This is a genomic window from Streptomyces sp. NPDC047117, from assembly GCF_040643545.1.
Taxonomy (GTDB): Bacteria; Actinomycetota; Actinomycetes; order Streptomycetales; family Streptomycetaceae; genus Streptomyces.
On record NZ_JBEYUN010000007.1, the window covers coordinates 131,488 to 156,543 of the forward strand.

Here is a 25,056-nt window from a genome sequence, read left to right on the forward strand (position 1 = left end):
GGGGCCCCGGGTCAGGCTTCCCGGGCTGCGGCCTGGAGGGCGGCGCGCAGGTGTCCTTGCGAGGCGGCGAGCAGGCGGGCCGCGGTCGGGCCGTCCACGGAGCCGAGGATGGTCAGGATGGCGTTCTTCACCTCCCCGTCGGTGGCGGTGAGCGCGTCCTCGATCTCCGCGTCGGACGCGCCGGTGGCCAGCGCGACGATGCGCCGGGACCGGGCCCGCAGCTTGTCGTTGGACGCCCGGACGTCGACCATCAGGTTTCCGTAGGTCTTGCCCAGCCGGATCATGGTGATGGTCGAGAGCATGTTCAGCACCAGCTTCTGGGCCGTGCCGGCTTTCAGACGGGTCGAGCCGGTCAGCAGCTCGGGGCCGACGACGACCTCGATGCCGTGGTCGGCGGCGGCCGCGAGCGCGGAGCCGGCGTTGCACGACAGGCCGATGGTCAGCGCGCCCTGGGCGCGGGCGTGCTCGACGGCGCCGATGGCGTACGGCGTACGGCCCGAGGCGGAGATGCCGACCACGGTGTCGTCGGCGGTCAGGGCGAGCGCGTCCAGCTCGGCGGCGGCCAGGTCCTTGCTGTCCTCGGCGCCCTCCACGGCGGTGACCATGGCGGGCGGGCCGCCCGCGATCAGCCCGATGACCTCTTCGGGGTCGGTGTTGAAGGTGGGCGGGCACTCGCTGGCGTCGAGGATGCCCAGCCGGCCCGCCGTGCCGGCCCCGGCGTAGATCAGCCGGCCGCCGCGGGCCATGCGGGCCGCCGTGCCGTCGATGGCGGCGGCGATCCGCGGCAGCTGCTCGGCGACGGCGGCCGGGACGGTGGCGTCCTCGCCGTTCATCGTGCGGGCGATGTCCAGGGTGGGCATCCGGTCGATCTCGGCGAGCTCCGGTCGGAACGCCTCAGTGGTGAGGGTCTCCAACTGGGCCCGCAGCTCGGCGTGGTCAGCGGTGGAAGTCATGGTGTGGGGGTCTCCCGGTACGGCTGGGGGTGGGGCGGGCGGTCAGCGGGGGCGGGGGGAGTGGCGGTGCGCCAGGGCCTCGTAGGAGGCGGAGAGGGCGGGCGCCGCCGTCTCGTACGTGCGCTGGGCGACGCCGACGAAGAGGCAGTCGACGACGAGCAGCTGGCTCGTACGGGACGACATGGCCGCCGGGCGCAGCTCGCTCTCCCGGGCCGTGGAGGTGGTGAGTATGTGATCGGCGTAGGAGGCGATCTCGCCGTCCGGGCGGCCGGTGATGGCGATCGTCGTCGCGCCGTGGTCGAAGGCGACCCGCAGTGGCTCTATGACGTCGGTGGTGCGCCCGGAGTGGGTGATCGCGATGGCGACGTCGCCGGTCCGCATCTGGACGGCGTTGGTCACGGCGAGGTGCGGATCGGCATGGGCGTGCGCGATCAGGCCGATGCGCAGCAGCTTCTGTGCCAGGTCCTGGCCGACGAGGCTGGAGGCGCCGATGCCGTAGACGTCGATGCGGCGGGCGCCGGCGAGCGCGGCCACGGCCGCCTCCAGCTGGGTGGTGTCCAGCGCGGCCGCGGTGTCGGCGAGACACTGCTGCTCTTCCTGCGCGAGCTTGGTGACCACGTCGGTGAGGGAGTCGTCGACCGCTATGTCGGCCGTGACCGCGGGCGCCCGGCCGGTGGCCTGCTGCGCGGCCAGGGCCGCGAGCGCCAGCCGCAGGTCGCGGTAGCCGGGGTAGCCCAGCAGCCGGGAGGTGCGGACGACGGTGGCCTCGCTGGTGCCGGTGCGTTCGGCGAGGCCGGTGACGGTGAGCGCGGCGCAGCCGGCCGGGTCGGCGGCGACGGCCTCCGCGACCCGCTGCATGGAGCGGGTCATGGACGGCGCCAGCGTGCGCACCTTGGCGGCGAGGGCCGCGGGGGCGGGCGGGGCCCCGTCCGGCTGGGGGCGGCGGGCGGCGCCGGGACCGGTCCGGGGAGTGGGGCGGTCGCCGGGAGGGCCGCTGAAAGTTTCCTTCAACCGTGTGCTCACCTCTGAAAAGTAATTTCAGCTGTGCGCGGCGTCAATACCTTTCCGTGGCCTGTGGACAACTTGGGGCCGGTCGGTGGACGGGAACGCGTGTGGGGCTCCGGCGCGTACGCGCGACAATGGGCGTATGGAGTTGGAACAGGCGCTGCACGCGGCACGGGCCCTGGTGATCGCGGATCTGATGGCGGACGAGGTCGCCGACGCGGACATCGTCTCGATGGTGGAGGACGCGGTCGCGCACCGGCGGTGGTGGGTGGAGCAGTGGCCGGAGGGGATCGAATTCGTCGCCGGGCTCGTCGCCCAGGACGTCCAGGACTCGCTGCTGGAGCGGTACGGCCGCTGGCCGCTGTGCCCGGTGTGCACCGACGGCGGCGACCCGCACGCGCTGGACGTGGAGCCGGAGCTGGGGCCCGACCCGCACTGGGTCTGCGCGAAGACGGCGGTCTCGGTGGCCCGTGTCGGCTCGCTCGGCACCGCGGGGCGCTGAGGGGCCCGGGGTGACGGTCTACATCGATCCGCCGACCTGGCCGGGGCACGGCCGGCTGTGGTCGCATCTGGTGAGCGACGTGTCGTTCGAGGAGCTGCACGCCTTCGCCGCCGGCCTCGGCGCGCCGCGCCGCGCCTTCGAGCGCGATCACTACGACCTGCCGGCGGAACGGTACGCCGACGCCGTACGGGCCGGCGCGGTCGAGATCGGCAGCAAGGAGCTGGTGCGCCGGCTCACGGCGGCGGGGCTGCGCCGGCCGAAACACCGGCGGGACTGACTCCCGCTCCCGCGCGCCGGAGCGCCTGCGTACGGATACGAAGCAGGCGCCCGCTCTACAGACGGAGCGGGCGCCGGCCCTACGGATACGAAGCAGGCGCCCGCCCTACGTACGGAGCGGGCGCTCGCCCTCAGAGGTGCTTCGCGCCCGTCGCCGCGCTCCGCTCGTCCGTCGCCGCTTCGTAGGCAGCAGGCTCGTGGGCACCCGGTTCGTCCGAGGAGGCGACGAGGCGGGAGGGGCTCGCCGAGCGCTGCGCCCGGTAGGAGAGGGCGGTCGCGACGACCGCGGCGGCCGCCAGTGCCGCGCCGGTCCACGCCACGGCCGGGTAGCCCCAGTGCGCGCTGATGACCAGGCCGCCGAGCCACGGGCCGAGGGTGTTGCCGATGTTGAAGGCGGCCGTCGTGGTGGCGCCGGCCAGCGTGGGCGCCGCGTTGGCCACGTTGAACATCCGGGCGTTCAGGGCCGGCGCCGTGGCGAACGCCGTGACGCCCAGCATCAGCGAAAGCGCGATGGCGGCCACGGAGTTGTGCGCGGTCAGCGCGAGCGCCGCCAGGACGACGGTGGAGGCGGCGATGCCGCCGAAGAGGGTCGGGAAGAGGTGCGCGTCGGCGACCCGGCCGCCTATGTACGTACCGATGAGCGCGCCGACACCGAAGAGCGCCAGGACCGTGGGCACCCAGCTCTCGGCGAGCCCCGCGGCGTCGGTGAGCAGCGGGGAGAGGTAGGAGAACAGGGCGAAGACCGCGGCGGCGTTCAGCGCGGTGGCGCTGAGCGACAGCCAGACCTGCTTGTCCCGGTAGATCGCCAGCTCGCGGCGGAGCTGCGGGCGGTCCTCACCCGTGGGCACCTCCGTGCGCGGCACGAGGGCGATCACGCCCACGAGGCCGATCGCGGAGAGGGCCGCCACACCCCAGAACGCGGCGCGCCAGCCGGCGGTCTGCCCGAGCAGCGCACCGGCCGGCACCCCCGCGATGTTGGCGATGCTGAGACCGCCGACCATCACGGCCATCGCGCGGGCGCGCGCCGTGAAGGGCACGAGCGAGACGGCCACCGCCGCGCCGACCGCCCAGAAGCCCGCGCAGGCCAGCGCGCTGACCACACGGGAGACGAACAGCACGGGGTACGAAGGCGCGAGGGCGCCCGCGACCTGGCCGAGACCGAAGACCGTGAGGAGCGCGATCAGCGTCGTACGGCGCGGCAGGCGGAGGGTGGCGGCGGCCAGCGTCGGTGCGCCGACCACCATGCCGATCGCGAAAGCCGAGACGAGCAGTCCGGCTTGCGGGATGGAGACGTCCATGTCCCGGGCCAGTGGCTGGAGGATTCCGGAGAGCATGAACTCGCTCGTGCCGAGAGCGAAGACGGACAGGCCGAGGATGTAGACGGCGATGGGCATTCGGGCGCGTTCGGCGCGAGTGGAAGGGACAGGCATGACACGCATGAACAGTGTGAACAGGCATGGCATTCCCGGCGGGTCCGCGCCGAAGTGACCGTCATCGGCCCGTACGGCCGTCTTCATCAGCAGGTGACGCGGCCGTTACCCGCCGCGCCCCGCCCATGCGGCCGTCAGGCGCCGGCGGCCCCGTCCAGCGCGCCGTCCCGCACCGCCGTGACAAACGCCGACCAGGCGGCCGGCGGCACGACGATCGCCGGGCCCCAGGGGTTCTTGCTGTCGCGCACCGGGACGGCGCCGGGGGCGCCGTAGCCCATCTCCACGCAGTCGCCGCCGCTGCCGCCGCTGTAGCTGCTCTTGCGCCAGCGGACGGCGGAGAGGTCGAGTGCGTGGCCCGACGGGCGGCGGGCCGCGGTGCTGTGCGCACCGTGGCCCGCGCCGGGAACGGCGCGGTACCGCGCCGGGTGGAACGTGTCGTTATCCGTGATCATCCTGGAATTCCTTCGCCGCCAACTCGATCTGAACGAGGGACGCTTCGGGTGACAGTGCAGCGGCCCGGACGAGATCGTAAGCCAGGCCGTACCGTTCCACACGCAAAGGCTCATCCAACATCTGACCTGTTTCAAGGCCTTGTAGGTACGCGACGGGCGGTGCATCTGCGAATGTCATCAGCTTCAGCGAACCTTCGAGACCGGCGTGGGCGCCCTCCGAGTACGGCAGCAGCTGCACGATGACGCGATTTCGACGCATGAGCGCGGCGATATGGGCGAGTTGGGCGTGCATCGCGGCCGGGCCGCCCACCGGGCGGCGCAGCACGTTCTCGTCGAGCACCGCCCAGAACAAGGGGGTTGTTGGATTGTCGAGGATGCGGGCGCGGTCCAGCCGCGCCGACAGCAGATCGTCGATGACCTCCTCGGGAGCCACCGGATGCACCGCGCGGAACACGGCTCGCGCGTACTCCTCCGTTTGCAGCAGCCCCGGGACGAGCAGGGGTGCGTACTCCCTGATCGACATGGCTAATGACTCGACCTCCGCGGCGTCCGCGAAGTGTTCCGGATAGCGCGAGCGCTGGGCGGCCTCGGCATTCCGTGCGAAGAACCCGTCGGTGTCCAGGATCTCGTCGATCCGTCGTGCGTACTCCGTCTGCATACGTCGTGCGCCCGATTCGAGCTGGCCGATGAACGACCCGCTGACGAACATGGGTGCTCCGAGCTCGGCCTGCGTAAGCCCCGCCCTCTCCCGCTTGAATCGCAGCTCAGCGCCGTAGAGCGCCCTCGGTGATTCCGATGCGTCCAGTTGCTTCGGCTTCGGCATGGCCCACTCCCTGTCGTGCACCTGGTGTTGTTGGATGTCACCCTCTGTCAAGCTTAACCCCGGACCGTCACCATATAGACACAACCAGTGAGGCGCGACGGAGCGCGATTAGGCGCAGTGAGGCGCGGTGAGGCGCAGTGAGGTCAGCGACCGGAGAGATGAGGTACCCGGTGACGCTCCCGGCGAAGGGGTCGTACGTGGTCGACACCCGGTTCGGCAGGATCGGAGAAGTGATGGGGCACGAAGGGCCGTACGTGCAGCTGCGCCCGCCGGGGGGCGGCCGCGAATGGGACTGCCCGCCGGCCGATGCCCGGGAGGCCACTCCGCGCGAACGGCTCGCCGCCCGTACGGCGCTGGCGAACGCGCGCAGCCGGGGCGAGCGCCGCTGAGCCGGCTGCGCGAGGAGAGATGAACGTGCGTGCGGTGCGCCCCGGACCCTGGCGCCCCCGCCCCGCCCCGGTCGTCGTCCTCATGACGTCAGAAGGTCGAGCTCCGTGCTGAGGTTCCGCCGGGCCAGCCGCTCCCATCTGTCGTGTCCCACCGGTGTGCGGAACAGCCGCGGCAGCGCCAGCAACTGCCGCAGGACGTCGGCCCGCCCCGCGCGGAAGGCCTCGTCCGGCACGAACCCGAACTCCTCCCGCACCGCGGCGGCGTACGCGGCGTACTGCTCGGGTGCCCCGGCCAGCACCGCCAGGTCCGCGTCGCACAGCACCTCGCCGTTGCTGTCGTCCTCCGCGGGATCGTGCGTGACCGTGAGCCGCACCAGCCGCGCGACCTCCGCCGTGCGTGCGGCGTCGATCCCCAGCTCCGGCAGCGCCCGTTCGGCCAGCGCCGCGCTGCGTTCCTCGTTCTCGGAGCGGTCGGGCCGGTAGACGGCGTCGTGGAACCACGCGGCGAGCCGTACGACATCCGGCTCGGCCGCGTGCCCGGCGAGTTCGTCGATCCGGTCCAGCACCGCGGTCAGATGGGCGGTCGTGTGGTACCGGCGCTGCGGCTCGGCCCAGCGCGCGAGCAGGTTGTCGGCGTACGGAGCGGGGTCCGGCATGGCGGATACGGTGCCGGGCGCGGCCGCACCGGCGTCCCGTAGCGCCAGAACGGCGTCGTGCCAGCGGCGGCGCAGGAGGTCGCCCGCGTCCGTGCGGTCTGCGGTGTCCGTCGGAGAGGAAGCCATACGCCCATTGTGCGCATCCGGACCTGGGGCCCCACCACAGTGATCCGCGCCGATCGGTGGCGTGTCCGGGCCGACTCCTCCGGATCGCTTTCGCGCCGTATCGGTGTCGCTCCGTAGCGGTGGCCTGCCGGTTGTGGCACTCTTGAGCACATGTCTAGACCAATCCTCGAGGTGATCGCGCTCGATGCCGTGGACGCCGCCGCGGCCGAGGCCGGAGGGGCGGACCGCCTCGAACTGGTCACGGACATGGCCGCCGACGGACTGACCCCGCCGCGCGAGACCGTCGCCGCCGTACGGGCCGCCGTCGGCATCCCGCTGCGCGTCATGCTGCGCGCGGCGGACGGCTTCGCGGCCGGCGACGCCCGCACGTTCGACGCGCTGTGCGCCGAAGCCGCCGCCCTCCGGGCCGAGGGCGCCGAGGAGTTCGTGCTCGGCTTCCTGGCCGAGGACGGCGGGCCCGACCTCGCGGCGCTGGATCAGCTGGCCGACGTGATCGACGGCTGCCGCTGGACCTTCCACCGCGCCATCGACCACGCCGCCGACCGCGACGGCCTGCGCAAGCGCCTCGACGGCCGGCCGGGGCTGGACACCTACCTCACCGCGGGCTCGGCCGCCGGCGTCGACGACGGGCTGTCGGTGCTCCTGGCCGAGGCGGCCCGCGCCGCCTCCGGCGAACCGGGGTACGACCCGCAGATCATGGCGGGCGGCGGCCTCGCCCTCGGTCATGTGCCCCGCCTCCGGGCCGCCGGCGTCACCGCCTTCCACATCGGCGGTGCGGCCCGCCCGAACGGCTGGTCCGCGCCGGTCGCCCCGGCCGCCGTCGAGACCTGGCGCACGGCACTCGACGGCTGAGCGGGCGGCGCCCGCCGGGGATCGTGCCTGCCGGGGTTGCCAGGGTTGCCAGGGCTGCCGGAGCTACCGGGGCCCGCGCCCGCCGGGGGCCGGGCCCCCGGTCGAGGCCGGGGCCGACGGGCGGGTCAGTCCGCCAGTTCCTCCGGCAGCGGCGCCGCGTGCACGATCGTCAGCCCCGAGACGGCACGGGTGAGGCAGACGTACAGGCGGCGCAGCCCGGTCCGGTGGTCGGGCTCGGCGTCCACCAGCGCCGCCGGCTCGTCCAGCACCACGTAGTCGTACTCCAGACCCTTCGCGAGCGTGGCGGGCACGAGCGTCAGCCGGGCGTCCGTCGAGGTCTCCTCGCCCGGTTCCAGCGTGGCCAGGCCCGCGTCGGCCAGCGCCGCGCGCAGGGCCGGGATGCGCGGCTCGGCGGCGATCAGACCGATGGAGCCCTCCCGCGCCAGCGCGTCGCGACAGGCCCCGACCACCGCCGCGTCCAGCGCCTCCGCCGTCGTCGGACGGATCCCGAAGTCGCCCGGCGACTCACGGATGGAGGTCGCCTCGGAGAGGTCCGGCGCGATCGCCGGGAGCAGCCGCGAGGCGTACGCGATCACCTCACGCGGCACACGGAAGCCCTGCGTCAGCTCCTCGACCTCGGCGCCCGGCTTGCCCAGGTGCGCCAGCGCCTCCTCCCAGGTGTCCGTCGACCACGGCGTCGTCCCCTGGGCGATGTCACCCAGCACGGTCGCCGAACCCGTCGAACAGCGCCGGCCCACCGCCCGGTACTGCATGGGGGAGAGGTCCTGCGCCTCGTCCAGGACCACGTGCCCGAGCGAGTGCGTGCGCTCCACCAGGTCGCGCGCCTCGTCGATGAGGACGGCATCGGCCGGTGACCACTTGGCGCTGCGGACGCTGCGAGCCGGCTTGGTCCACAGGACCGTCTTCTGTTCCTCGTCGGTGAGGACACCGTCGGCGTGCTCGGCGAGGAAGTCCGCGTCGCTCAGCAGCCGCAGCACCAGCTTTGCCGGATCCACCGGCGGCCAGATCTCCTTGACCGTCGCCTTCACCGCGGCGTTCCGCGCGACCGCGTCCTGCACCCGGTCGTCGGGCGCCTCGCCGGCCCGCTCCATCTGGACGAGCACGGCGTGCGCGATACGGTGCGGCAGCGCTTCCCGGCCCGCGCCGTACCGGATGCCGCGGTCCAGCAACTGCGTGACGATCTCCTCCAGTTCGTACACGGGCACACGCCAGCGACGGGAACCGCGGACCACCACACACCCCTCGGTGGGCATCGTGACGTGCGCGCGCACGGCGCGGCGCAGCACCTCCGCCATCCGCGCGTCGCCCTTCACCATGGCGGCCGCGGCGTCGTCCGCGTCGCGCACCTCCACGTGCGCGACGAGGTCGTCGACCGTGGCCTGCTTGACCTCCAGCTCACCCAGCGCGGGCAGCACCTGCTCGATGTAGTGCAGGAAGGACTTGTTGGGCCCGATGACGAGGGTGCCCGCGCGCGCCAGCCGCTCGCGGTGCGCGTAGAGGAGGTACGCGACCCGGTGCAGGCCGACGGCGGTCTTCCCCGTACCGGGCGCCCCCTGGACGCAGACCGTGCCGCCGATCCCGGCCCGGACGATCTCGTCCTGCTCGGGCTGGATGGTGGCCACGATGTCCCGCATCGGACCCACGCGCGGCCGCTCGATCTCCGTCTGGAGCAGCTTGGAGGTCTGCTCGGCCTCCGCCGGGTCGGTGAGGTGCTCGTCCTCGTACGCGGTCAGCTCGCCGCCGGTGTACCCGAAGCGGCGACGCAGCCGCAGGTCCATCGGATCCTTCTTGGAGGCCCGGTAGAACGGCTGGGAGACCGGCGCGCGCCAGTCGATCACCATCGGGTCGCCGTCGGCGTCGTGGACGTGCCGCCGCCCGATGTAGAAGTCCTCGCCCTCCGCGCCCTCGGCCACGTCCACCCCCGGCGCGTGGAGGTAGTCCAGCCGTCCGAAGAAGAGCGGCGTGTGGGAGAGGTCGGCGAGCGCCTTGATGCGGGCGTCGATCTCGCCCTGGAGCACCTGGGCGTTGACCCAGTTCGCCGCGACGTCCTTGATGTTCAGCGCTTCGGCGTCCGCGCGCATGGCACGGAGCGCGGAACGGGAAGCGGCGAGGTGCCGTCGTTCGCGCTCCAGGGGGTCGTTCTCGTGGTGCTCGGTCGTCTCGGCTTTCTGGTCCTGGGCGTGCGAGGGCACGGCTTCGCCTCCGGGCAACTGCGGTGGTCTGGGGGCCGGCCGGTTTCCGTCCGGGCGGCGGCGCTCCTCGGCGAGAGCCGTCGGGAAGCGGGCAGACGCGCGATTGTAGCCAGCACCCAATGGACGCGCGACCGAATTAAAACGGCCCCGCACCCCCTAGGGGAGAGCCGTCGCGCGGTGCTTCCGGGGCCGTACGCAGCGCGACACGCCAATCAGTCCTTGGTCGGATGTGCGGCGACCGGGTGAATCCCATCATGGAGACATGACCGACTACCTGAACACGCCACCCGATCCCAAGGCGGCCGGCCGTGCCAGACACGGCGCCCGCGCCGTCGCCCACGACACCGGGCACCGGCACCCCGTGGGCAGTGCCCTGCGGGCCGTGAAGGTCTTCGCAGGTACCGCCCTCAGCGTCGTCGTACTCGGCGAGTACGCCGACGACCGGTCCCCCGATACGTCACGGTCCTCGGAGCCCGGCACCTCACGGCCCAAGGATTGACATCCGGACGTCCGGAAAGCGTCACGAAAGTTCGTGTGTGATCGATTAACGTCGCTGTAAACAGGGTGCAATCAGCATATGGCGACAAGGAGGGGTCACCCGCGTGTCTGCCGCCGACGGGAAGCCGATCCAGCGGACAACGCCCCTCGCGGGCAGGCCACGCACCACCCGGGAAACGCCGGACCCGCCGGCGGGCCGTACGGTCCCCACCCGGGCCCCTCGACCGCCCCGCACCCTCCCGCGCCACACGGTCCCCGCGGCAGCGCTGCTCGCGGTGTCCCTGACCGCGCTCGGCCTGGTGCACCTGATCGTGCCCATGCCGAACTCCGACATCCTCGTCTACCGGGCGATGGGCGACTCCGTCCTCACCGGCGGCGACCTCTACGGCTTCCGCGTCACCGAGTGGCACCTCCCCGCCACCTACCCGCCGTTCGCCGCCCTGCTGTTCGTACCGCTGGCGTGGTTCCCGGCCGGCGTCCTGAAGGTCGCCTCGGTACTCGTCAACGTCGCGCTGCTCGCCCTGCTGATCCACCTCTCCGCGCGCCTCGCCGGCCTGCGCGCCACGCACCGCGTCCCGTCGCTGCTCGCCGCCACCGCGCTCGCCCTCTGGCTGGAGCCGGTGTACCAGACGCTGGTCTTCGGGCAGATCAACCTCGCGCTGACCTGCCTCGTGCTGTGGGACCTCACGCGCCCCGACGGCGCCCGCGGCAAGGGCCTGGCCATCGGCATCGCGGCCGGCATCAAGCTCACCCCCGCGCTCTTCGCGGTGTACCTGCTGCTCACCGGCCGCGTACGGGCCGCACTGGTCTCGCTCGCCGGCTTCGCGGGCACGGTCCTGCTCGGCGTCGTCGCGCTGCCCGGCGCCAGCGTGGAGTTCTGGACCGCGCGGCTCTACGAGACGGGCCGGGTCGGCGAGGCCTGGATCGTCGACAACCAGTCGCTCCAGGGCCTCGTCGCGCGCCTGCTGCACACCCCGCACCCCGGCACCGTCTGGGCGGCCGCCGCCGTGCTCACGGCCGTGGTGGGGATGGCGGCGGCCCGCCGGACGGGCCTGGTCGCGGGCCGCGAGGCGTGGGGCGTGCTGTGCACGGCGCTCACCGCGCTGCTCGTCTCGCCGATCAGCTGGTCCCACCACTGGGTGTGGTGCGTCCCGCTGCTGGCGGTACTGGCCACGCACGTACGGGGGGACGCGTGGCGGCGTACGGCCTGGTGGGCGCTGACCGTGCTGTTCACCGCCCGCACGATGTGGCTGACGCCGCACAAGGGCGACCTGGATCTCGCCCTCCCGTGGTGGCAGCAGCCACTGGCGGCGCCGTACCCATTGATCGGCCTGGCCCTGCTCCTGGCCGCGGTCTTCTGGCGAGGCGGCGCACTGACCGACGTGGCGGCGGGAGCACTGGCCCGCCCGGCGGTACCGGGCGGGGAGACGGCAGGGGGCCGGGGAGCGGCAGGGCGCGGGGGAGCGGTGGGGGGCCGGGACGTGGGACCGGGCCGGGACGGGGTGCCGGCGCCTCGGTCACCGCGTTAGCAGCACCGTTTCGCCCCGCCTCTCCCCCATGGGGGGCGACGAGGTCCCCTTCTCAACACAGTACCGAGGGGCACCGACACTGCGGCCCTCCGTCCACAGGCGGCGCAACCGCCCCTCCACAGCGCGACCGAGCGCCCTCACGCCCCCTCGTCCGCCAAGAGTTCGTGTGCGTCCACGATGCGGTACGCGTAGCCCTGTTCGGCGAGGAAGCGCTGGCGGTGGGCCGCGAAGTCCTGGTCGATGGTGTCGCGCGCGACGACCGAGTAGAAGCGCGCCTCGTGGCCGTCCGCCTTCGGGCGGAGCACCCGGCCGAGGCGCTGCGCCTCCTCCTGGCGTGAGCCGAACGTGCCGGACACCTGGATCGCGACCGTCGCCTCCGGCAGGTCGATCGAGAAGTTCGCGACCTTGGAGACGACCAGCACGGACAGCTCGCCCTCGCGGAACGCGTTGAAGAGCTTCTCGCGCTGCGCGTTGCTCGTGTCGCCCTTGATGACCGGCGCGTCCAGATGCTCGCCCAGCTCGTCCAGCTGGTCGATGTACTGCCCGATCACCAGGGTCTGTTCGCCCGCGTGCCGGCGCACCAGCGCCTCGGTCACCTGCTGCTTGGAGCCGGTCGTCGCGCAGAAGCGGTACTTCTCGTCGCTCTCCGCCGTGGCGTACGCCAGCCGCTCCGAGTCGGTCAGATTGACACGGACCTCGACGCAGTCGGCGGGCGCGATGTAGCCCTGCGCCTCGATCTCCTTCCACGGCGCGTCGAACCGCTTCGGGCCGATGAGCGAGAAGACGTCGGACTCGCGGCCGTCCTCGCGGACCAGCGTGGCCGTCAGGCCCAGCCGTCGCCGCGCCTGGAGATCGGCGGTGAACTTGAAGACCGGGGCGGGCAGCAGGTGCACCTCGTCGTAGACGACCAGGCCCCAGTCGCGCGAGTCGAACAGCTCCAGATGCGGGTAGACGCCCTTCCGCTTGGTCGTCAGCACCTGGTACGTCGCGATGGTGACCGGCCGGATCTCCTTCTTCGTACCGCTGTACTCGCCGATCTCCTCCTCGGTCAGCGACGTGCGCTTCACCAGCTCGTGCTTCCACTGGCGCGCGGAGACCGTGTTCGTCACGAGGATCAGCGTGGTCGCCTTGGCCTCGGCCATCGCGCCCGCGCCGACCAGCGTCTTGCCCGCGCCACAGGGGAGTACGACGACGCCGGAGCCGCCGTGCCAGAAGTTCTCCACGGCCTGCTGCTGGTACGGCCGCAGCGACCAGCCGTCCTCGGCCAGCTCGATCGGATGCGCCTCGCCGTCGACGTAACCGGCCAGGTCCTCGGCCGGCCAGCCCAGCTTCAGCAGCGTCTGCTTGATCTGGCCGCGCTCGGAGGGGTGCACCGCGACCGTGTCCGGGTCGATCCGGGCGCCGACCAGCGGCTGCACCTTCTTCGACCGCAGGATCTCCTCCAGCACCGGGCGGTCGGTGGTGGTGAGCACGAGGCCGTGCGCCGGGTCCTTGCTGAGCGTGAGGCGGCCGTACCGGGACATCGTCTCGGCGATGTCGACGAGCAGCGCGTGCGGGACCGGGTAGCGGGAGAACGCCACCAGCGCGTCCACGACCTGCTCCGCGTCGTGCCCCGCGGCCCGCGCGTTCCACAGGCCGAGCGGCGTCACCCGGTAGGTGTGGATGTGCTCCGGGGCGCGCTCCAGCTCCGCGAAGGGGGCGATGGCCTGCCGGCAGGCGTCCGCCTGCTCGTGGTCCACCTCCAGCAGCAGCGTCTTGTCGCTCTGGACGATGAGGGGTCCGTTCACGCGCCTCGCCTTTCGCTTCGCCTGCGCCCGCCCGCCGTCACCGGGAGGCCCGGCCGCCCGTACGTACGGCCAAACGTCCAGTGTGCCGCATCCGTGCCCAAGCGGGGGCCGGGCCGGAGTGCGGCCCCGCAGCCGCGCGCCCCGCGGCCGGGCACGCACGCCCCGCACTTCGGAGCCGCGTGCCGCCGCGCCTCGGGAACGCGCGATGCGCAGCTCAGGTACGCGCGCTCCCGCGCCTCCGCAGCGCGCGTTCCGCGGCGTCAGGAAGCGGCGTCGTCGGCGAGCTCTGCGACGCCCGTGATGCGGTGCAGCGCGTACGTGCGGACCTCGTCGGCGGTGTGGTCGTACGCGGTCACGAAGCCGCCCTCGACCCGTACGGGCGCGATGACGCGCTGGCTGGCCGCGCCGTCGGCGTTGACGTACCCGATCCACAGCGCCGAGTTGGTCAGGGCCGCGGCCTGCACCGTGGCCAGCGTCTCGGCCGACGTCGTGCGCGGCAGCCGGCCGGGCGCGGGCGCCGCGGCCGCCGGGCCCGGCTTGCGTTCGGCGGTGGCCGCGAGGTCGCCCGCGCGGATGGCCCGTACGGCGGCCTCCAGCAGCGTGGCGTCCGGGGGCGGCGGGCCGTCGGGGACCGGCGCCGGCGCGGTGCGCGGCGGGGTGCGGTGGGCGTCCGCGCGGGTGATCACCACGTCCCCCTCGGCGGACTCGGCGGCGGGCGCGTATCCCATCGTGCGCAGCCCCTCGAGGAGGGCGTCCGGCGCTGCCTGGGCGGCCAGTACGGTCGGGGCGAGGCGGCGCAGCCGCAGCCCGTCGGCGCGCCGGTCGGCCAGGATCTCGTTCAGCAGCGCGTCGTCGTCGCAGCGTACGTAGGCGGAGGCGGCGCCCACCCGGAGCTGTCCGTGCCGGCGTGCCACGTCGTCGATCAGGTACGCGAGCGGCTGCGGCACCGGCGTACGGGAGTGGGCGGTGAGGAACGCCTGGATGTCGGTGGCGGACCGGCCGGCGTCCAGGGCGCGGCGTACGGAGCCGGGCGTGAAGCGGTAGACCGTGGCGCCGCCCTTGGACTCCACGTCGGCCAGTACATCGAGGGCGTCGGCGAGCGGGCGCTCCAGGGGGCCGGGCGCGACGGCGGTCAGGTCGGCCTGGAGGAGGACGTGGTCCAGGGGGGCGGGCAGCAGCGGGGCGAGGGCAGCGGCGGCGGCCCGGCGGGCCTTCTCGTCGTCGCTGTCCGGGCCGGCCTCCAGGAGGGCGCGGGTGTGGCCCGCCAGGGCGCCGCGGCCGGTGAGGCCGAGGAGTTCGGCTTCGTGGAGGGACCACAGGGCGATCCGGGAGCGGAGGTCCTGCGGGGCGGTGTGCGCCGCGTTCCCGGCGGCGTTGTGGTCGGCGGCCCGGCCGTTCTCCGGCGCGCTGCCGGGGGCGGCGGCCCGGTCGGCGGCGCGGAGCGGCCGCTCCCAGCGCAGGCGGGCCAGGACCGCGTCCTGCGGGACGGCGGTGCCGGGCGGGACGCTGCCGAGCAGGGCGAGGACGCGGTGCCGCACCTCGGGCGCGGGGGAGCGGTCCAGGTGCGGGCCGAGCGCGGCGAGGGTGCGGCCCTTGGTGTCGGCGGTGCCGACGAGACCGGCCGTGCGGGTCGCGGCCAGCCAGGCGGTGGCCAGCCGGACCCAGCGCTCCTCGGCGGGGAGCTGCCGCCAGTCCTCGGCGGCGGGCGTGGGTGCGTACTGCTCGTCGGCCTCGCCGTCCGAGGCCACCAGCCCGGCCGCGTAGGCCAGTTCCAGCCAGAAGGCGGCGGTGTGCACTCCGGTGTCCAGCGCTGTCGCGGTCCGCTTGAGGTCGCGGACGCTCAGGCCACCGGCGCGCAGTACGGGCGGGCCGCCGAGGTCCCACTCCTTGAGCAGCTCCTCGATCGTGTCCAGTGCGGTGAACGCCTGGCCTGCGGCGGTGCGGTCCACCATCTCCGGATCGCGCGCGGTGGCAGGCGCGAGGGCGGGCGGCTGCGGCTCCGGCGCCCGGTGCGCGCGCCCGGCGCGCAGATGCAGGGCCGCCTCGCGGGGAAGCACGACGTTCCGCGCGCCCACCGGGAGCAGCACGCCGCGGTCCAGCAGCCAGCGCAGGTGCGGCGCGGGCTGCGCGGTCACGGAGCCGTACGGCGGGCCCCAGACCAGCCGGTCCAGGACGGCCAGTGACTCGGCGGGGGCGTCGTCCAGCAGCGTCGCCATGGCGGCGCGGTCCTCGAAGAGCGAGGTCAGCGCGGCGACGGCGGTCACCGGGTCGGGGGTGGCGGGCAGCCCGGCGGTGGCCAGGATCTCCTGGAGGCGGCCGGGGGACATGCCCGCGGCGGCCTCGGCGACGGTGGGGCCGAGGCCGGTGGGGGAGGGGTGGGTGGCGCTCGGGGTGAGGAGTTCGCGGGCGGTGCGGACGAGCCGGAGCCGGTCGTCGGGCCCCCAGACCAGCGCCTGGGCGCGGAGGGTGGCCAGCGCTTCGGGGAGCCGGTCGGCGACGGCGGCGCGCAGCTGCGGGTCGGTGTCGGCGGCGTCCTCGTCGCCCGTCATCAGCCCGGCGAGCGTGGCGTACGGGCAGGGGTCGGGGGCGACGGCGAGCGCCTCGGCGGTCTGCAGCGCGAAGGCGTCCAGGCGCTCCACGGCGCGGACCACGGAGGCCCGCGTGCCGGCCCGGGTGGCCAGCTGGGTCAGGTCGCCGGGTACGGGGTTGAGCAGGTCGGGCCGGGACCGCAGCAGAGCGGACAGGTCGACGTCCGGCCGGTTGCGCAACTCCTCAGCCAGCGTGCGGGGGGACGGATTGCTGCCGCTCATTCGCCCCACGTTACCGTCTGGCGGCCGGTGGGCCGATGGTTGCGGGTGGGGCGCCGGTGCCCGCGCGCCCGTGGGAACCGCTGCCCGCCCCCTGTCCGCGCGGGTGGGGAAAGCCTCGTCCGCGCGCCTGTGGAAAAGCCGCTGCCCGCCCCCTGTGGAAAAGCGTGGGAGGGGGCGGCCTGAGGGGTACCGTCGGAGCGGCGGGAATCGGCCTGGCGCAGAGGTGTTTCGGTGGGGATCGAGAGTGATCAGCTGGTCTTCGACTACCTGAGCCGGGTGGGCGACCTGGCGCAGGGACGGGGCCTGACGGCCCGGCAGCGTATGGAGCTGGTCGCCCGGCTGCGGTCGCGGATAGACGCGGACCGGGGCCGGGGCGGCGGCGACGTCAAGCGCCTCCTCGCGAGGCTGGGCACGCCCGAGTCGGTGGTCGCGGCGGCGGTCAGCGGCGAGGAGCCGGTGCCGGAGGAGCCGGCCGGGGGGCCGGCGGAGCGGCGGCCGGGCGCGCTGCCCTCGCTGCTCAAGCGGCAGTCGAAGCAGGGAGGCCAGGTGCCCGCGCCCCGCGGAAGTGCGCAGCCGATGGTCCCTCAGCAGGGCGCCCCGCCGCCGCATCTGGCGGACCTGGACCAGCTCGGCGGCCGGGACGCGACGGCCGAGGAGGAGCCGGACTGGTGGCGGGTGTCGGCCGAGCCGTTCGGCACGGCCGAGCCGTACGGCCCCGGTGAGACCGTGCCCGGCTTCGTCGGCGGTATCGAGATCGAGGAGATACGGCGCCCGCCGGAGACCGACGAGGAGGAGTCCGAGGAGACGGCGGCCGGCACGGAGGCGGCGGACACGGGCCGGGGCGGGCTGCCCGGCGTGCTGCGGAAGGCCACGGGCAAGGCGCTGCCCTGGCGGCGGGACACCCCCGCCGCGCCGGCCGCGGCGCCCGCTGCCGAGGGGGCCGGCGAGGCGGTGGCGGTGGCGCCGCGGCCGAAGCCGAGCCCGGTCCTGGTGCTGGCGGTGCTGCTGCTGGCCGCGGGCGCCGCGGTCGGCAGCTGGCTCGCGGCCGCGCTCGGCTGGGTCGTGGCGTACTCCTCGCGCAAGCTGTCGCGTGCCGAGGCCAAGTTCGCGGCGCTGGGCGTGCCGGGGCTGGTGTGCGCGGCGGCGCTGGTCTGGCTGTGGGGCCGGTTCGCCGGCAAGTGGGGCGACCCGCTCGGCCAGGACCGGTTGGGGCCGGTGCTGACCGACGCGCTGCCGGTCGTGGTCCGCGTCGCGGCCGTCGCCTCCGCGCTCTTCCTGCTGTGGCGCATACGGCGAGGGCCGCGATGAGGGGCCGACGGCCGCGGTGAGGCGAGGGCCTGAGGCGAGGGCCGCCAGGCCCCGGCCCACTCCGCCACGCCTCGCGCGCCGCGGCTCGCCGCAGGATCAGGGCCCCGGCCCACTCCCTCGGCCCCGGTCTACTTCGTCAGATCCCGCTTCAGTTCGTCGAGGATGCGGTCGGCCGCGGTGTAGCCGATGCCCTGGAGCCAGAGCTGGTCGGAGACGCGGAAGGCGCGGCCGTCCTTCACGGCCTTCATGTTCTTCCACAGCGCCCCGCCGGTGACCTGGCTCTCCTTGGACTTCTCGGGGCTGCCGTACGCCGAGTAGAAGACCGCGTCCGCGTCGGCGCGGGTGATCTGCTCGGGGCCGATCTCGGTCATCAGGCCGTCCTTGGCGTCCTTGACCACGTCGGTGGGGGCGGTGCCGATGTCGTCCAGGAGGGTGCCGATGTAGCTCTGGCAGCCGTAGATGCGGGTGTCGGCGCCCTCGACGAAGCGGACGACGTTGGTGGTCTTCTTCGCGGCCACGTCGGTGCCGCCGAGCGCTTCGGTGACCTCCGCCGCGTGCTTCTCGTACGCGGTGGCCGTCTTCCTGCCCTCCTCGACCTTGCCGAGCGCGTCGGCGTGCGTGGCGAAGTTCTGCTTCCACGGGTAGCCGGTGGTCTCGGTCATCACCGTGGGGGCGATCTTCTTCAGCTGCTCGTAGCGCTGCCCGTCGCGGACCTTGCTGGTGAGGATGAGGTCCGGCTTCAGGGCCGCGATCGCCTCCATGTCGGGCGTGCCGATCGTGCCCAGGTCCTTGATCCCGGCGACCTTGTCCTTGGGCAGGTACGCCAGGAAGCCGGAGGCCACGTCGGCGTGGGTGGCGCCGACCGGCTTCACGCCGAGGGTGAGGGCCGAGTCGAGCTCGGCGGTGTCCAGGACGACGACGCGCTTCGGGGCGGCGGGGACCTTCACGTCGCCCATGGCGGTCGGCACGGTGTGCGCGCCGTCGGCCGGCTTCGCCCACGTGGTCTTCGGCTGGGCGGGACAGTCGGCGGCCTTGAAGGAGCCGCCGCCGTTCTTGGACCCGGTGGCACCGGTGGCGCCGCAGGCGGACAGGGCGACGGTGGCCGCGGCCAGGACGGCGGCGGCGCGGAGGGGACGGCGTACGGAGACGGAGACAGCGACCATGAGCGGGCCTTTCGGAGGGGAGCGGAGGGAAGAGGCCCCGAAGCCGAGGGGAGGCTGCGGAACCGGGAGGCCCCGAAGCCGAGGGCAGGCAACGGAAACCGGGAGGGACGGTCAGCCGTCGGCGGGGGACTGCCAGGGCCGGCCGGGGACGACCAGCGGGGAGCCGGTCACGGGGTCGGGGACGACGACCGAGTCGAGGCCGAAGACGTCGTGGACCAGCTCGGCGGTGACCGTCTCGGCGGGCGGGCCCTGGGCGACGATCCGCCCGGCCCTCATCGCCACCAGGTGGTCGGCGTAGCGCGCGGCCTGGTTGAGGTCGTGCAGGACGGCGACGACGGTGCGGCCGCGCTCGTGGTTCAGCTGGCGCACCAGGTCCAGCACCTCGACCTGATGGGAGATGTCCAGGTAGGTGGTGGGCTCGTCCAGGAGGAGCAGGTCGGTCTCCTGGGCGAGGGCCATGGCGATCCAGACGCGCTGCCGCTGGCCGCCGGAGAGCGCGTCGACGGGCCGGTCTGCCAGCTCGAGGACGTCCGTACGGTCCATCGCCTCGGTGACCGCCCGCTCGTCCGCCTCCGACCACTGCTGCCACCAGCGCTGGTGCGGCTGGCGGCCGCGGGCGACGAGGTCGGCGACGGTGATCGCCTCGGGTGCGACGGGCGTCTGCGGCAGCAGGCCGACCGACTGGGCGATCTTCTTGGTGGGGATGCGGGCGAGGTCCGTACCGTCCAGCAGCACCGCGCCCCCGCGCGGCTTCAGCAGCCGCCCCAGCGCCCGCAGCAGCGTGGACTTGCCGCAGGCGTTAGGCCCGACGACGACGGTGACGGCGCCGTGCGGGACGTCCAGGTCCAGCCCGTCGACGACCGTGCGGTCCTCGTAGGCGAGGGTCAGCCCGCGGGCGGTGAGCCTGCTCGCGGTGCGGTCGTCGATGGTGGTCACGCGCTTCCTCCCGCGGCACGGCGCCGGGCGCTGTGCCCTCTCACGAGCAGATGGATCAGGTAGGGGGCGCCGATGGCCGCGGTCAGCACGCCGACCGGCAGCTCGGTCGGCGCGAACAGCGTGCGGGCCGGCAGGTCGCCGAGGACCACGACGCACGCGCCCAGCAGCGCCGAGCAGAGCAGCGGTATCTGCGCGGTACGGGTCAGCCGGCGGGCGATCTGCGGCGCCAGCAGCGCCACGAAGTCGACAGGGCCTGCGGCGCCGGTGGCCAGCGCGGCCAGCAGCACCCCGAGCGTGGCCAGGCCGAGCCGGGTGCGGCCCAGCCGTACGCCGAGCGCGGTCGCGGTGTCGTCGTCCATCGAGACGGTGCGCTGCGCGCGGGCCGCCCACAGGACGCAGGGGATCAGGACGAGCAGCGCCCAGGCGAGCGGCACGGCCTCGGCCCAGCCCCGGCCGTTGAGCGAGCCGACCATCCAGACCTGCGCCTTCTGCGCCACGAGGTAGTCGCCCTTGGTCAGGAACAGCTGGGTGACCGAGCGGAGGGCGACGGCGAAGCCGATGCCGATGAGGACGAAACGGGTGGCGTGCAGCCCGCCGCGCCAGGCGAAGACGTAGACCAGCGCGGCGGCGAGCAGGCCGCCCGCGACGGACAGGTACGGCAGGACGGCGTACGAGCCGATGCCGAAGGTCATCGCGCCGACGGTGAACGCGCTCGCGCCCTGGGTGACGCCGATGATGTCGGGGCTGGCGAGCGGGTTGCGCGCGACGGTCTGGATGAGCGCGCCGGCCACGCCGAAGGCGGCGCCGGCCAGCAGCCCGACGCACATCCGGGGCAGCCGCAGCGTGCCGATCACCAGCTCGTCGGGCGAGGGGTGGCCGAGTACGACCTTGATCACCTCGGCGGGCGCGACGGCGTGCTCGCCGAGGGAGAGGTACGCGACGCAGCCGGCGGCCAGTACGAGGGTGAGCACGGCGGCGACGAGCGCGGCCCTGCGGTGGATAAGGAAGGCGGTCCGGCCGGCGCGCAGCAGTGCGTAGCCGGCCGGGCGTATCGGGGCCGGAGGGGCCTGAGTGGCGGAGGTGGAGGTCATGCCGCCACCGCCTTCCGGCGGACCAGCGTGACCAGGAACGGGACGCCGATCAGGGCCGTCATCACCCCGGCCGGCACCTCCGAGGGCGGGAAGAGGACGCGGCCCACGGTGTCGGCGACCAGCACCATCACCGGGCCGATCAGCGCGGCGGTCGGCAGCACCCAGCGGTGGTCGCTGCCGACGAGGGCGCGGGCCAGGTGCGGCACGGCGAGGCCGACGAAGGCGACCGGGCCGGCCGCCGCGACGCCCGCGCCGGTCAGCACGGCGGCGCCGAGCCCGCCCACGATCCGTACGGTGGCGACCTTCTGGCCCAGCCCCTTCGCGACGTCCTCGCCGAGCGCCAGGGCGTCCAGGCCGCGCGCGACGACGACCACCAGCACCGCGCCCACCAGCAGGAACGGCCAGATCTGGGCGGCCACGGCGGCGTCCCGGCCGGTCAGCGAGCCGACCTGCCAGAACCGGAACTCGTCCAGCGCGGCCGACCTGGTCGTCAGCACCGCCATGGTCACCGCGACCAGCAGCGCGTTGATCGCGGCGCCGGCCAGCGCGAGCTTCACGGGGGTGGCACCGCCGCGGCCGCGCGCGGCGACGGCGTACACGAAGACGGCCGCGAGCGCGGCACCGGCGAAGGCGACGCCGACGTACCCGGAGAGCGAGTGCACGCCCGCGAAGGCGATGGCCAGGACCACGGCGGCCGAGGCGCCCTGGCTGATGCCGAGGACGCCGGGGTCCGCGATCGGGTTGCGGGTGATGCCCTGCATCGCCGTGCCGGCCAGCGCGAGCGCGGCGCCGACCAGTACCCCGACGAGGGTGCGCGGCAGCCGCAGGAACAGCACGATCTGCGCCGCCTCGCTGTCGCCCCCGTAGAAGAGCGCGTCGAGCACCTCGCGGGGCGCGATCGCGCGGCTGCCCACCGCGAGGGAGAGGAGCACCGCGAGCAGCAGTGCGAGCGACGCTGCGGCAGTCCAGCAGATGCGGCGTCGCGCCAGAGAGCTTCTGGGGCTGCCGGCCAGGGCGACTGACATCGGTTCCATTCCGCGGAGCGCAGTGTTCAGGTGGAGCGCGTAGGCGTACGGAGGGGGAGGCGTACGCCTACGGAGGATGAAGGTAAGGCTCCGCTAAGTGTACGGTCCGTGGCCATGCGTGCCAGAGGCACAATGGGTGTCATGGCCACGCACACCTTGACGGTCGGCTTCGACCTCGACATGACCCTGATCGACTCCCGGCCGGGCATCAAGGACGCCTACGCGGCGCTCTCCGCGGCCACGGGGACGTACATCGACACCGACCTCGTCACCAGCCGGCTCGGGCCGCCGCTGGAGCAGGAGATCCGCAACTGGTACCCCGAGGAGCAGGTCGCGGAGATCGCCGACCGCTACCGCGCGCTCTACCCCGAGCACGCCATCACCGGCACGCTCGCCATGGAGGGTGCGCGCGAGGCCATCGCGGGCGTACAGCGGCTGGGCGGGCGCGCCATCGTCGTCACCGCCAAGTACGAGCCCAACGCCAAGCTGCACCTGAAGCACCTGGACATCAACGCCGACGCGGTCGTCGGCTCGCTGTGGGCGGAGGGCAAGGCCGAGGCGCTGCGCGAGTACGGCGCGAGCGTCTACGTCGGCGACCACACCGGCGACGTGCGCGGTGCCCGGGCGGCGGGCGCGCTCTCGGTCGCGGTGGCCACCGGCCCGTGCTCCGAGGAGGAGCTGCGGGAAGCCGGCGCGGACGTCGTCCTGCCCGGCCTGTCCGCCTTCCCGGCCTGGCTGGAGGGCTACCTCGCGGACGCTTCGCGGGCCTGACGCCGCTGCGCCGCGATCGAGCGCAGCACTCCGGCCGCGGCGATCAGGAAGCCCGCGCCCATGAGCATGCAGACCCAGTAGAAGACGGGCGGCAACGGGGCGGAGCCGAGGAAAAGGGGCGTCATCGTCGCGAGCGTGGCGAAGGCGCCAATAAGGAACACGATCGCGCCGATCCGGACGAGAGCGTCCCCGGCGCGCGGACCTTCGGTGACCGCCGGGGCCGCACCCCGGACGGGAGGATTGTCAGACACACGACCAGGGTAAGTCCCCGCTCGGAAGCGTTGAGGAACCACCCGGCGACGTCTTGTCACCAGGCCCCGGACCATTAGCCTTGGTGCCGGCGGGTCCGCAGACCCGCTGCATTGCTATCCAGAGCTGTTGTGTGCGCAGCTACCCCCCATTTTTCCCGACGAGTACGAGGACGAGGACAGACGTGCCTACCGGCAAGGTCAAGTGGTTCAACAGCGAGAAGGGCTTCGGCTTTCTCTCCCGCGACGACGGCGGTGACGTCTTCGTGCACTCTTCGGTGCTGCCCGCCGGCGTGGACGCACTCAAGCCGGGCCAGCGCGTCGAATTCGGCGTAGTGGCGGGCCAACGTGGTGACCAGGCGCTTTCGGTGACCCTCCTCGACCCCGCCCCCTCCGTCGCGGCGGCCCAGCGGCGCAAGCCCGACGAGCTCGCCTCGATCGTGCAGGACCTCACCACGCTCCTGGAAGGCGTCGCGCAGCAGCTGGAGCGCGGGCGCTACCCCGACAGGGCGCACGGCGGCAAGATCGCCGGCATGCTGCGCGCCGTCGCCGACCAGCTGGACGTCTGAGGACGGCGGACCGGCCGTCCCGAAGCACCCCCGCGGGAGGTCCCGCGGGGGCCGGCTGTCATACGAACTTCAGCGCATCCGGGCCGAGGGGCGGTACGAGCCCTTCGGCCGCGGCACGGGTGAGCAGCCCGCGCACCGCCGCGTAGCCGTCCTCGCCCAGGTCCGCGCTGAACTCGTTCACGTACAGCCCGATGTGCTGGTCCGCGACGGCCGGGTCCATCTCCTGCGCGTGCTCCAGGACCCAGGCGCGCGAGGCCTCGGGGTCCTCCCACGCCATCCGTACGGACGTCGTGATCGTCCGGGCCAGCTCGCGCAGCGTCTCCTCGCCCAGCGACCGCTTGGCGATGATCGCGCCGAGCGGGATCGGCAGCCCGGTCGTGGTCTCCCAGTGCTCGCCCATGTCGGCCAGGCAGGTCAGGCCGAAGTTCTGGTACGTGAAGCGGGCCTCGTGGATGACCAGCCCCGCGTCGACGAGTCCGTCCCGCACCGCCGGCATGATCTCGTCGAACGGCATGACCCGGACCTCGCCCACACCGCCGGGCACCTGGTCGGCGGCCCACAGCCGGAACAGCAGGTACGCGGTGGAGCGCTCGCTGGGCACGGCGACCGTACGGCCCTTGAGGTCGGCCGGCGTGGCCGCGTCCTTGGTGAGCACCAGCGGCCCGCAGCCGCGGCCGAGCGCGCCGCCGCAGGGCAGCAGCGCGTACTCGTCCAGGACCCAGGGCAGTTCGGCGTAGGACACCTTCAGCACGTCCAGCTCGCCGCGCTCGGCCATGCCGTTGGTGAGGTCGATGTCCGCGAAGGTGACTTCGGGCGCGGTGGCGCCGGGGACCTTGCCGTGCGCCCAGGCGTGGAAGACGAAGGTGTCGTTCGGGCAGGGCGAAAACGCGATCTTGAGCGCCTGGCTCATGGCGTGCTCCTTGAGTGCAGGGCTCGCGGCAGATCGGCGAAGGCGGCGGTGAGGGCGGCGAGCGCCTCCCCGATCCGCCAGGCGGCGCGGTCCCGCGGGCCGACGGGGTTGGAGATCGTACGGAGTTCCAGCACGGGCAGGCCGTGCGCCGCGGCGGCCTCGGCGACGCCGAAGCCCTCCATGGCCTCGGCGAGCGCGCGCGGGTGGCGGGCCAGCAGCTCCTCGGCGCGGGCCGTGCTGCCGGTGACGGTGGAGCCGGTCAGGACGGTGCCGGGCAGCGCGCCGGTGGCCGCGGCAACGGCCGCGACCAGGTCCTCGGGCGGGCGGTGCGCGTCGGTGCCGAAGCCGAGCGCGGTGACCGGCAGGAAGCCGTCGGGCGTCTCGGCGCCGAGGTCGGCTGCCGCGATCTCCTCCGCGACGACCAGCGAGCCGACGGGCGCGCCGGGCGCGAAGCCGCCGCCGATGCCGGCCGAGACGACGAGGTCGTACGAGGCCGAGGGGGACAGCGCGGCGGCCGTGAGGGCCGTGGCGGTGCCGGCGGCGGCCGCGGCCGGGCCCACGCCGGCGGCGAGGGCGTCGAGGGCGAACGGGCCCCCGGGGGAGTCGGACCGCACGGTGCGGTGCAACGCGAAACCGCCCGGCACGGCGATGCGCTCGGGCCGTCCCGCCGTCGCGGCGGTGACCGCGTCGCGTTCGGCGGGGACGGCGGTGACGACCAGGATGCGCATCAGGTG

25 protein-coding genes are annotated in these 25,056 nt (G+C 73.9%); 9 read left to right on the forward strand and 16 right to left on the reverse strand.

Annotation, left to right across the window (positions count from 1 at the left end):
* Positions 1-11: 11 nt before the first annotated feature.
* Both murQ and ABZ840_RS15495 read right to left on the reverse strand, forming a co-directional pair.
* The gene (gene murQ, locus ABZ840_RS15490) at positions 12-953 is read right to left on the reverse strand and encodes an N-acetylmuramic acid 6-phosphate etherase (protein WP_361559204.1); all 942 of its coding nucleotides are present in this window, start codon (positions 951-953) and stop codon (positions 12-14) included.
* 42 nt (positions 954-995) lie between these two features.
* On the reverse strand, positions 996-1,844 hold the full coding sequence (locus ABZ840_RS15495) for a MurR/RpiR family transcriptional regulator (RefSeq protein WP_361559888.1): 849 nt from the start codon (positions 1,842-1,844) through the stop codon (positions 996-998).
* Positions 1,845-2,100: 256 nt separating this feature from the next.
* Between ABZ840_RS15495 and ABZ840_RS15500 the strand changes: the two genes are divergently transcribed.
* Positions 2,101-2,460 carry a hypothetical protein gene (locus ABZ840_RS15500; protein ID WP_361559207.1) on the forward strand — a complete coding sequence of 120 codons (360 nt, stop codon included), beginning with the start codon at positions 2,101-2,103 and terminating at the stop codon, positions 2,458-2,460.
* Between the two features lie 10 nt (positions 2,461-2,470).
* Entirely contained in the window at positions 2,471-2,737 is a 267-nt protein-coding gene (locus tag ABZ840_RS15505; protein WP_361559210.1) for a DUF4031 domain-containing protein, read from the forward strand.
* Between the two features lie 130 nt (positions 2,738-2,867).
* Here the strand turns inward: ABZ840_RS15505 and ABZ840_RS15510 are convergent, their stop codons facing one another.
* From ABZ840_RS15510 to ABZ840_RS15520, 3 genes are all read right to left on the reverse strand, one after another.
* A complete protein-coding gene (locus tag ABZ840_RS15510; protein ID WP_361559891.1) occupies positions 2,868-4,130 on the reverse strand; it encodes a Cmx/CmrA family chloramphenicol efflux MFS transporter in 1,263 nt (420 codons plus the stop codon).
* A 170-nt stretch (positions 4,131-4,300) separates the two neighbouring features.
* Complete coding sequence (locus ABZ840_RS15515) at positions 4,301-4,618, reverse strand: DUF397 domain-containing protein (RefSeq protein WP_361559213.1); 318 nt, start codon at positions 4,616-4,618, stop codon at positions 4,301-4,303.
* Positions 4,605-5,441: a helix-turn-helix transcriptional regulator gene (locus ABZ840_RS15520; RefSeq protein ID WP_361559216.1), complete on the reverse strand. Its 837-nt coding sequence runs from the start codon at positions 5,439-5,441 to the stop codon at positions 4,605-4,607. The genes ABZ840_RS15515 and ABZ840_RS15520 overlap by 14 nt, the downstream gene beginning before the upstream one ends.
* A 158-nt stretch (positions 5,442-5,599) precedes the next feature.
* On the opposite strand from ABZ840_RS15520, the gene ABZ840_RS15525 reads away from it, so the two are divergent.
* Positions 5,600-5,830, forward strand: a complete 231-nt coding sequence (locus ABZ840_RS15525) for a hypothetical protein (protein WP_361559219.1) — start codon at positions 5,600-5,602, stop codon at positions 5,828-5,830.
* Between the two features lie 80 nt (positions 5,831-5,910).
* On the opposite strand, the gene ABZ840_RS15530 is transcribed toward ABZ840_RS15525, so the two are convergent.
* On the reverse strand, positions 5,911-6,612 hold the full coding sequence (locus ABZ840_RS15530) for a hypothetical protein (RefSeq protein WP_361559222.1): 702 nt from the start codon (positions 6,610-6,612) through the stop codon (positions 5,911-5,913).
* Positions 6,613-6,762: 150 nt separating this feature from the next.
* Here ABZ840_RS15530 and ABZ840_RS15535 point away from each other — a divergent pair, with 150 nt between their 5' ends.
* Positions 6,763-7,464, forward strand: coding sequence for a copper homeostasis protein CutC (locus ABZ840_RS15535; protein ID WP_361559225.1), 702 nt, complete (start codon positions 6,763-6,765; stop codon positions 7,462-7,464).
* A gap of 125 nt (positions 7,465-7,589) precedes the next feature.
* Here the strand turns inward: ABZ840_RS15535 and ABZ840_RS15540 are convergent, their stop codons facing one another.
* Positions 7,590-9,677 (reverse strand): AAA family ATPase, encoded by a 2,088-nt coding sequence (locus ABZ840_RS15540; RefSeq protein WP_361559228.1) that lies wholly within the window; start codon positions 9,675-9,677, stop codon positions 7,590-7,592.
* A 262-nt stretch (positions 9,678-9,939) separates the two neighbouring features.
* Here ABZ840_RS15540 and ABZ840_RS15545 point away from each other — a divergent pair, with 262 nt between their 5' ends.
* Both ABZ840_RS15545 and ABZ840_RS15550 read left to right on the forward strand, forming a co-directional pair.
* Positions 9,940-10,176: a hypothetical protein gene (locus tag ABZ840_RS15545; protein WP_361559231.1), complete on the forward strand. Its 237-nt coding sequence runs from the start codon at positions 9,940-9,942 to the stop codon at positions 10,174-10,176.
* Between the two features lie 316 nt (positions 10,177-10,492).
* Positions 10,493-11,704 (forward strand): glycosyltransferase 87 family protein, encoded by a 1,212-nt coding sequence (locus tag ABZ840_RS15550; RefSeq protein WP_361559894.1) that lies wholly within the window; start codon positions 10,493-10,495, stop codon positions 11,702-11,704.
* 137 nt (positions 11,705-11,841) lie between these two features.
* On the opposite strand, the gene ABZ840_RS15555 is transcribed toward ABZ840_RS15550, so the two are convergent.
* Both ABZ840_RS15555 and ABZ840_RS15560 read right to left on the reverse strand, forming a co-directional pair.
* Positions 11,842-13,491, reverse strand: coding sequence for a DNA repair helicase XPB (locus ABZ840_RS15555; protein ID WP_361559234.1), 1,650 nt, complete (start codon positions 13,489-13,491; stop codon positions 11,842-11,844).
* Between the two features lie 260 nt (positions 13,492-13,751).
* Positions 13,752-16,301 (reverse strand): helicase C-terminal domain-containing protein, encoded by a 2,550-nt coding sequence (locus ABZ840_RS15560; RefSeq protein ID WP_361559237.1) that lies wholly within the window; start codon positions 16,299-16,301, stop codon positions 13,752-13,754.
* A 231-nt stretch (positions 16,302-16,532) separates the two neighbouring features.
* Between ABZ840_RS15560 and ABZ840_RS15565 the strand changes: the two genes are divergently transcribed.
* Positions 16,533-17,609, forward strand: a complete 1,077-nt coding sequence (locus ABZ840_RS15565) for a hypothetical protein (RefSeq protein ID WP_361559240.1) — start codon at positions 16,533-16,535, stop codon at positions 17,607-17,609.
* Between the two features lie 128 nt (positions 17,610-17,737).
* Here the strand turns inward: ABZ840_RS15565 and ABZ840_RS15570 are convergent, their stop codons facing one another.
* The 4 genes from ABZ840_RS15570 to ABZ840_RS15585 all read right to left on the reverse strand — a co-directional run bounded on the left by ABZ840_RS15570 (position 17,738) and on the right by ABZ840_RS15585 (position 21,824).
* Positions 17,738-18,772: an iron-siderophore ABC transporter substrate-binding protein gene (locus tag ABZ840_RS15570; RefSeq protein ID WP_361559243.1), complete on the reverse strand. Its 1,035-nt coding sequence runs from the start codon at positions 18,770-18,772 to the stop codon at positions 17,738-17,740.
* Positions 18,773-18,883: 111 nt separating this feature from the next.
* On the reverse strand, positions 18,884-19,708 hold the full coding sequence (locus ABZ840_RS15575; protein ID WP_361559246.1) for an ABC transporter ATP-binding protein: 825 nt from the start codon (positions 19,706-19,708) through the stop codon (positions 18,884-18,886).
* Positions 19,705-20,799, reverse strand: a complete 1,095-nt coding sequence (locus tag ABZ840_RS15580) for an iron chelate uptake ABC transporter family permease subunit (RefSeq protein ID WP_361559249.1) — start codon at positions 20,797-20,799, stop codon at positions 19,705-19,707. Before ABZ840_RS15580 ends, ABZ840_RS15575 begins: the two co-directional genes overlap by 4 nt.
* Positions 20,796-21,824 (reverse strand): iron ABC transporter permease, encoded by a 1,029-nt coding sequence (locus tag ABZ840_RS15585; protein WP_361559897.1) that lies wholly within the window; start codon positions 21,822-21,824, stop codon positions 20,796-20,798. The genes ABZ840_RS15580 and ABZ840_RS15585 overlap by 4 nt, the downstream gene beginning before the upstream one ends.
* A gap of 141 nt (positions 21,825-21,965) precedes the next feature.
* Between ABZ840_RS15585 and ABZ840_RS15590 the strand changes: the two genes are divergently transcribed.
* Positions 21,966-22,595: an HAD family hydrolase gene (locus ABZ840_RS15590; protein ID WP_361559252.1), complete on the forward strand. Its 630-nt coding sequence runs from the start codon at positions 21,966-21,968 to the stop codon at positions 22,593-22,595.
* Here the strand turns inward: ABZ840_RS15590 and ABZ840_RS15595 are convergent.
* A complete protein-coding gene (locus ABZ840_RS15595; protein ID WP_361559255.1) occupies positions 22,568-22,846 on the reverse strand; it encodes a hypothetical protein in 279 nt (92 codons plus the stop codon). The genes ABZ840_RS15590 and ABZ840_RS15595 overlap by 28 nt on opposite strands.
* 182 nt (positions 22,847-23,028) lie before the next feature.
* Between ABZ840_RS15595 and ABZ840_RS15600 the strand changes: the two genes are divergently transcribed.
* Entirely contained in the window at positions 23,029-23,412 is a 384-nt protein-coding gene (locus ABZ840_RS15600) for a cold-shock protein (protein WP_361559258.1), read from the forward strand.
* Between the two features lie 58 nt (positions 23,413-23,470).
* On the opposite strand, the gene ABZ840_RS15605 is transcribed toward ABZ840_RS15600, so the two are convergent.
* Together ABZ840_RS15605 and ABZ840_RS15610 are read right to left on the reverse strand one after the other, a co-directional pair.
* The gene (locus tag ABZ840_RS15605) at positions 23,471-24,322 is read right to left on the reverse strand and encodes a 1,4-dihydroxy-6-naphthoate synthase (protein ID WP_361559261.1); all 852 of its coding nucleotides are present in this window, start codon (positions 24,320-24,322) and stop codon (positions 23,471-23,473) included.
* Positions 24,319-25,050, reverse strand: a complete 732-nt coding sequence (locus ABZ840_RS15610; protein ID WP_361559264.1) for a futalosine hydrolase — start codon at positions 25,048-25,050, stop codon at positions 24,319-24,321. The genes ABZ840_RS15605 and ABZ840_RS15610 overlap by 4 nt, the downstream gene beginning before the upstream one ends.
* Positions 25,051-25,056 lie beyond the last annotated feature (6 nt).

Coding starts and splice junctions, on each gene's coding strand:
- ABZ840_RS15590 (WP_361559252.1), top strand. CDS start 21,966: ATGGCCACGCACACCTTGACGGTCGGCTTCGACCTCGACATGACCCTG.
- ABZ840_RS15570 (WP_361559243.1), bottom strand. CDS start 18,772: ATGGTCGCTGTCTCCGTCTCCGTACGCCGTCCCCTCCGCGCCGCCGCC.
- ABZ840_RS15515 (WP_361559213.1), bottom strand. CDS start 4,618: ATGATCACGGATAACGACACGTTCCACCCGGCGCGGTACCGCGCCGTT.
- ABZ840_RS15510 (WP_361559891.1), bottom strand. CDS start 4,130: ATGCCCATCGCCGTCTACATCCTCGGCCTGTCCGTCTTCGCTCTCGGC.
- ABZ840_RS15585 (WP_361559897.1), bottom strand. CDS start 21,824: ATGTCAGTCGCCCTGGCCGGCAGCCCCAGAAGCTCTCTGGCGCGACGC.
- ABZ840_RS15580 (WP_361559249.1), bottom strand. CDS start 20,799: ATGACCTCCACCTCCGCCACTCAGGCCCCTCCGGCCCCGATACGCCCG.
- ABZ840_RS15560 (WP_361559237.1), bottom strand. CDS start 16,301: ATGAGCGGCAGCAATCCGTCCCCCCGCACGCTGGCTGAGGAGTTGCGC.
- ABZ840_RS15605 (WP_361559261.1), bottom strand. CDS start 24,322: ATGAGCCAGGCGCTCAAGATCGCGTTTTCGCCCTGCCCGAACGACACC.
- ABZ840_RS15520 (WP_361559216.1), bottom strand. CDS start 5,441: ATGCCGAAGCCGAAGCAACTGGACGCATCGGAATCACCGAGGGCGCTC.
- ABZ840_RS15545 (WP_361559231.1), top strand. CDS start 9,940: ATGACCGACTACCTGAACACGCCACCCGATCCCAAGGCGGCCGGCCGT.
- ABZ840_RS15525 (WP_361559219.1), top strand. CDS start 5,600: ATGAGGTACCCGGTGACGCTCCCGGCGAAGGGGTCGTACGTGGTCGAC.
- ABZ840_RS15500 (WP_361559207.1), top strand. CDS start 2,101: ATGGAGTTGGAACAGGCGCTGCACGCGGCACGGGCCCTGGTGATCGCG.
- ABZ840_RS15610 (WP_361559264.1), bottom strand. CDS start 25,050: ATGCGCATCCTGGTCGTCACCGCCGTCCCCGCCGAACGCGACGCGGTC.
- ABZ840_RS15550 (WP_361559894.1), top strand. CDS start 10,493: ATGCCGAACTCCGACATCCTCGTCTACCGGGCGATGGGCGACTCCGTC.
- ABZ840_RS15535 (WP_361559225.1), top strand. CDS start 6,763: ATGTCTAGACCAATCCTCGAGGTGATCGCGCTCGATGCCGTGGACGCC.
- murQ (WP_361559204.1), bottom strand. CDS start 953: ATGACTTCCACCGCTGACCACGCCGAGCTGCGGGCCCAGTTGGAGACC.
- ABZ840_RS15530 (WP_361559222.1), bottom strand. CDS start 6,612: ATGGCTTCCTCTCCGACGGACACCGCAGACCGCACGGACGCGGGCGAC.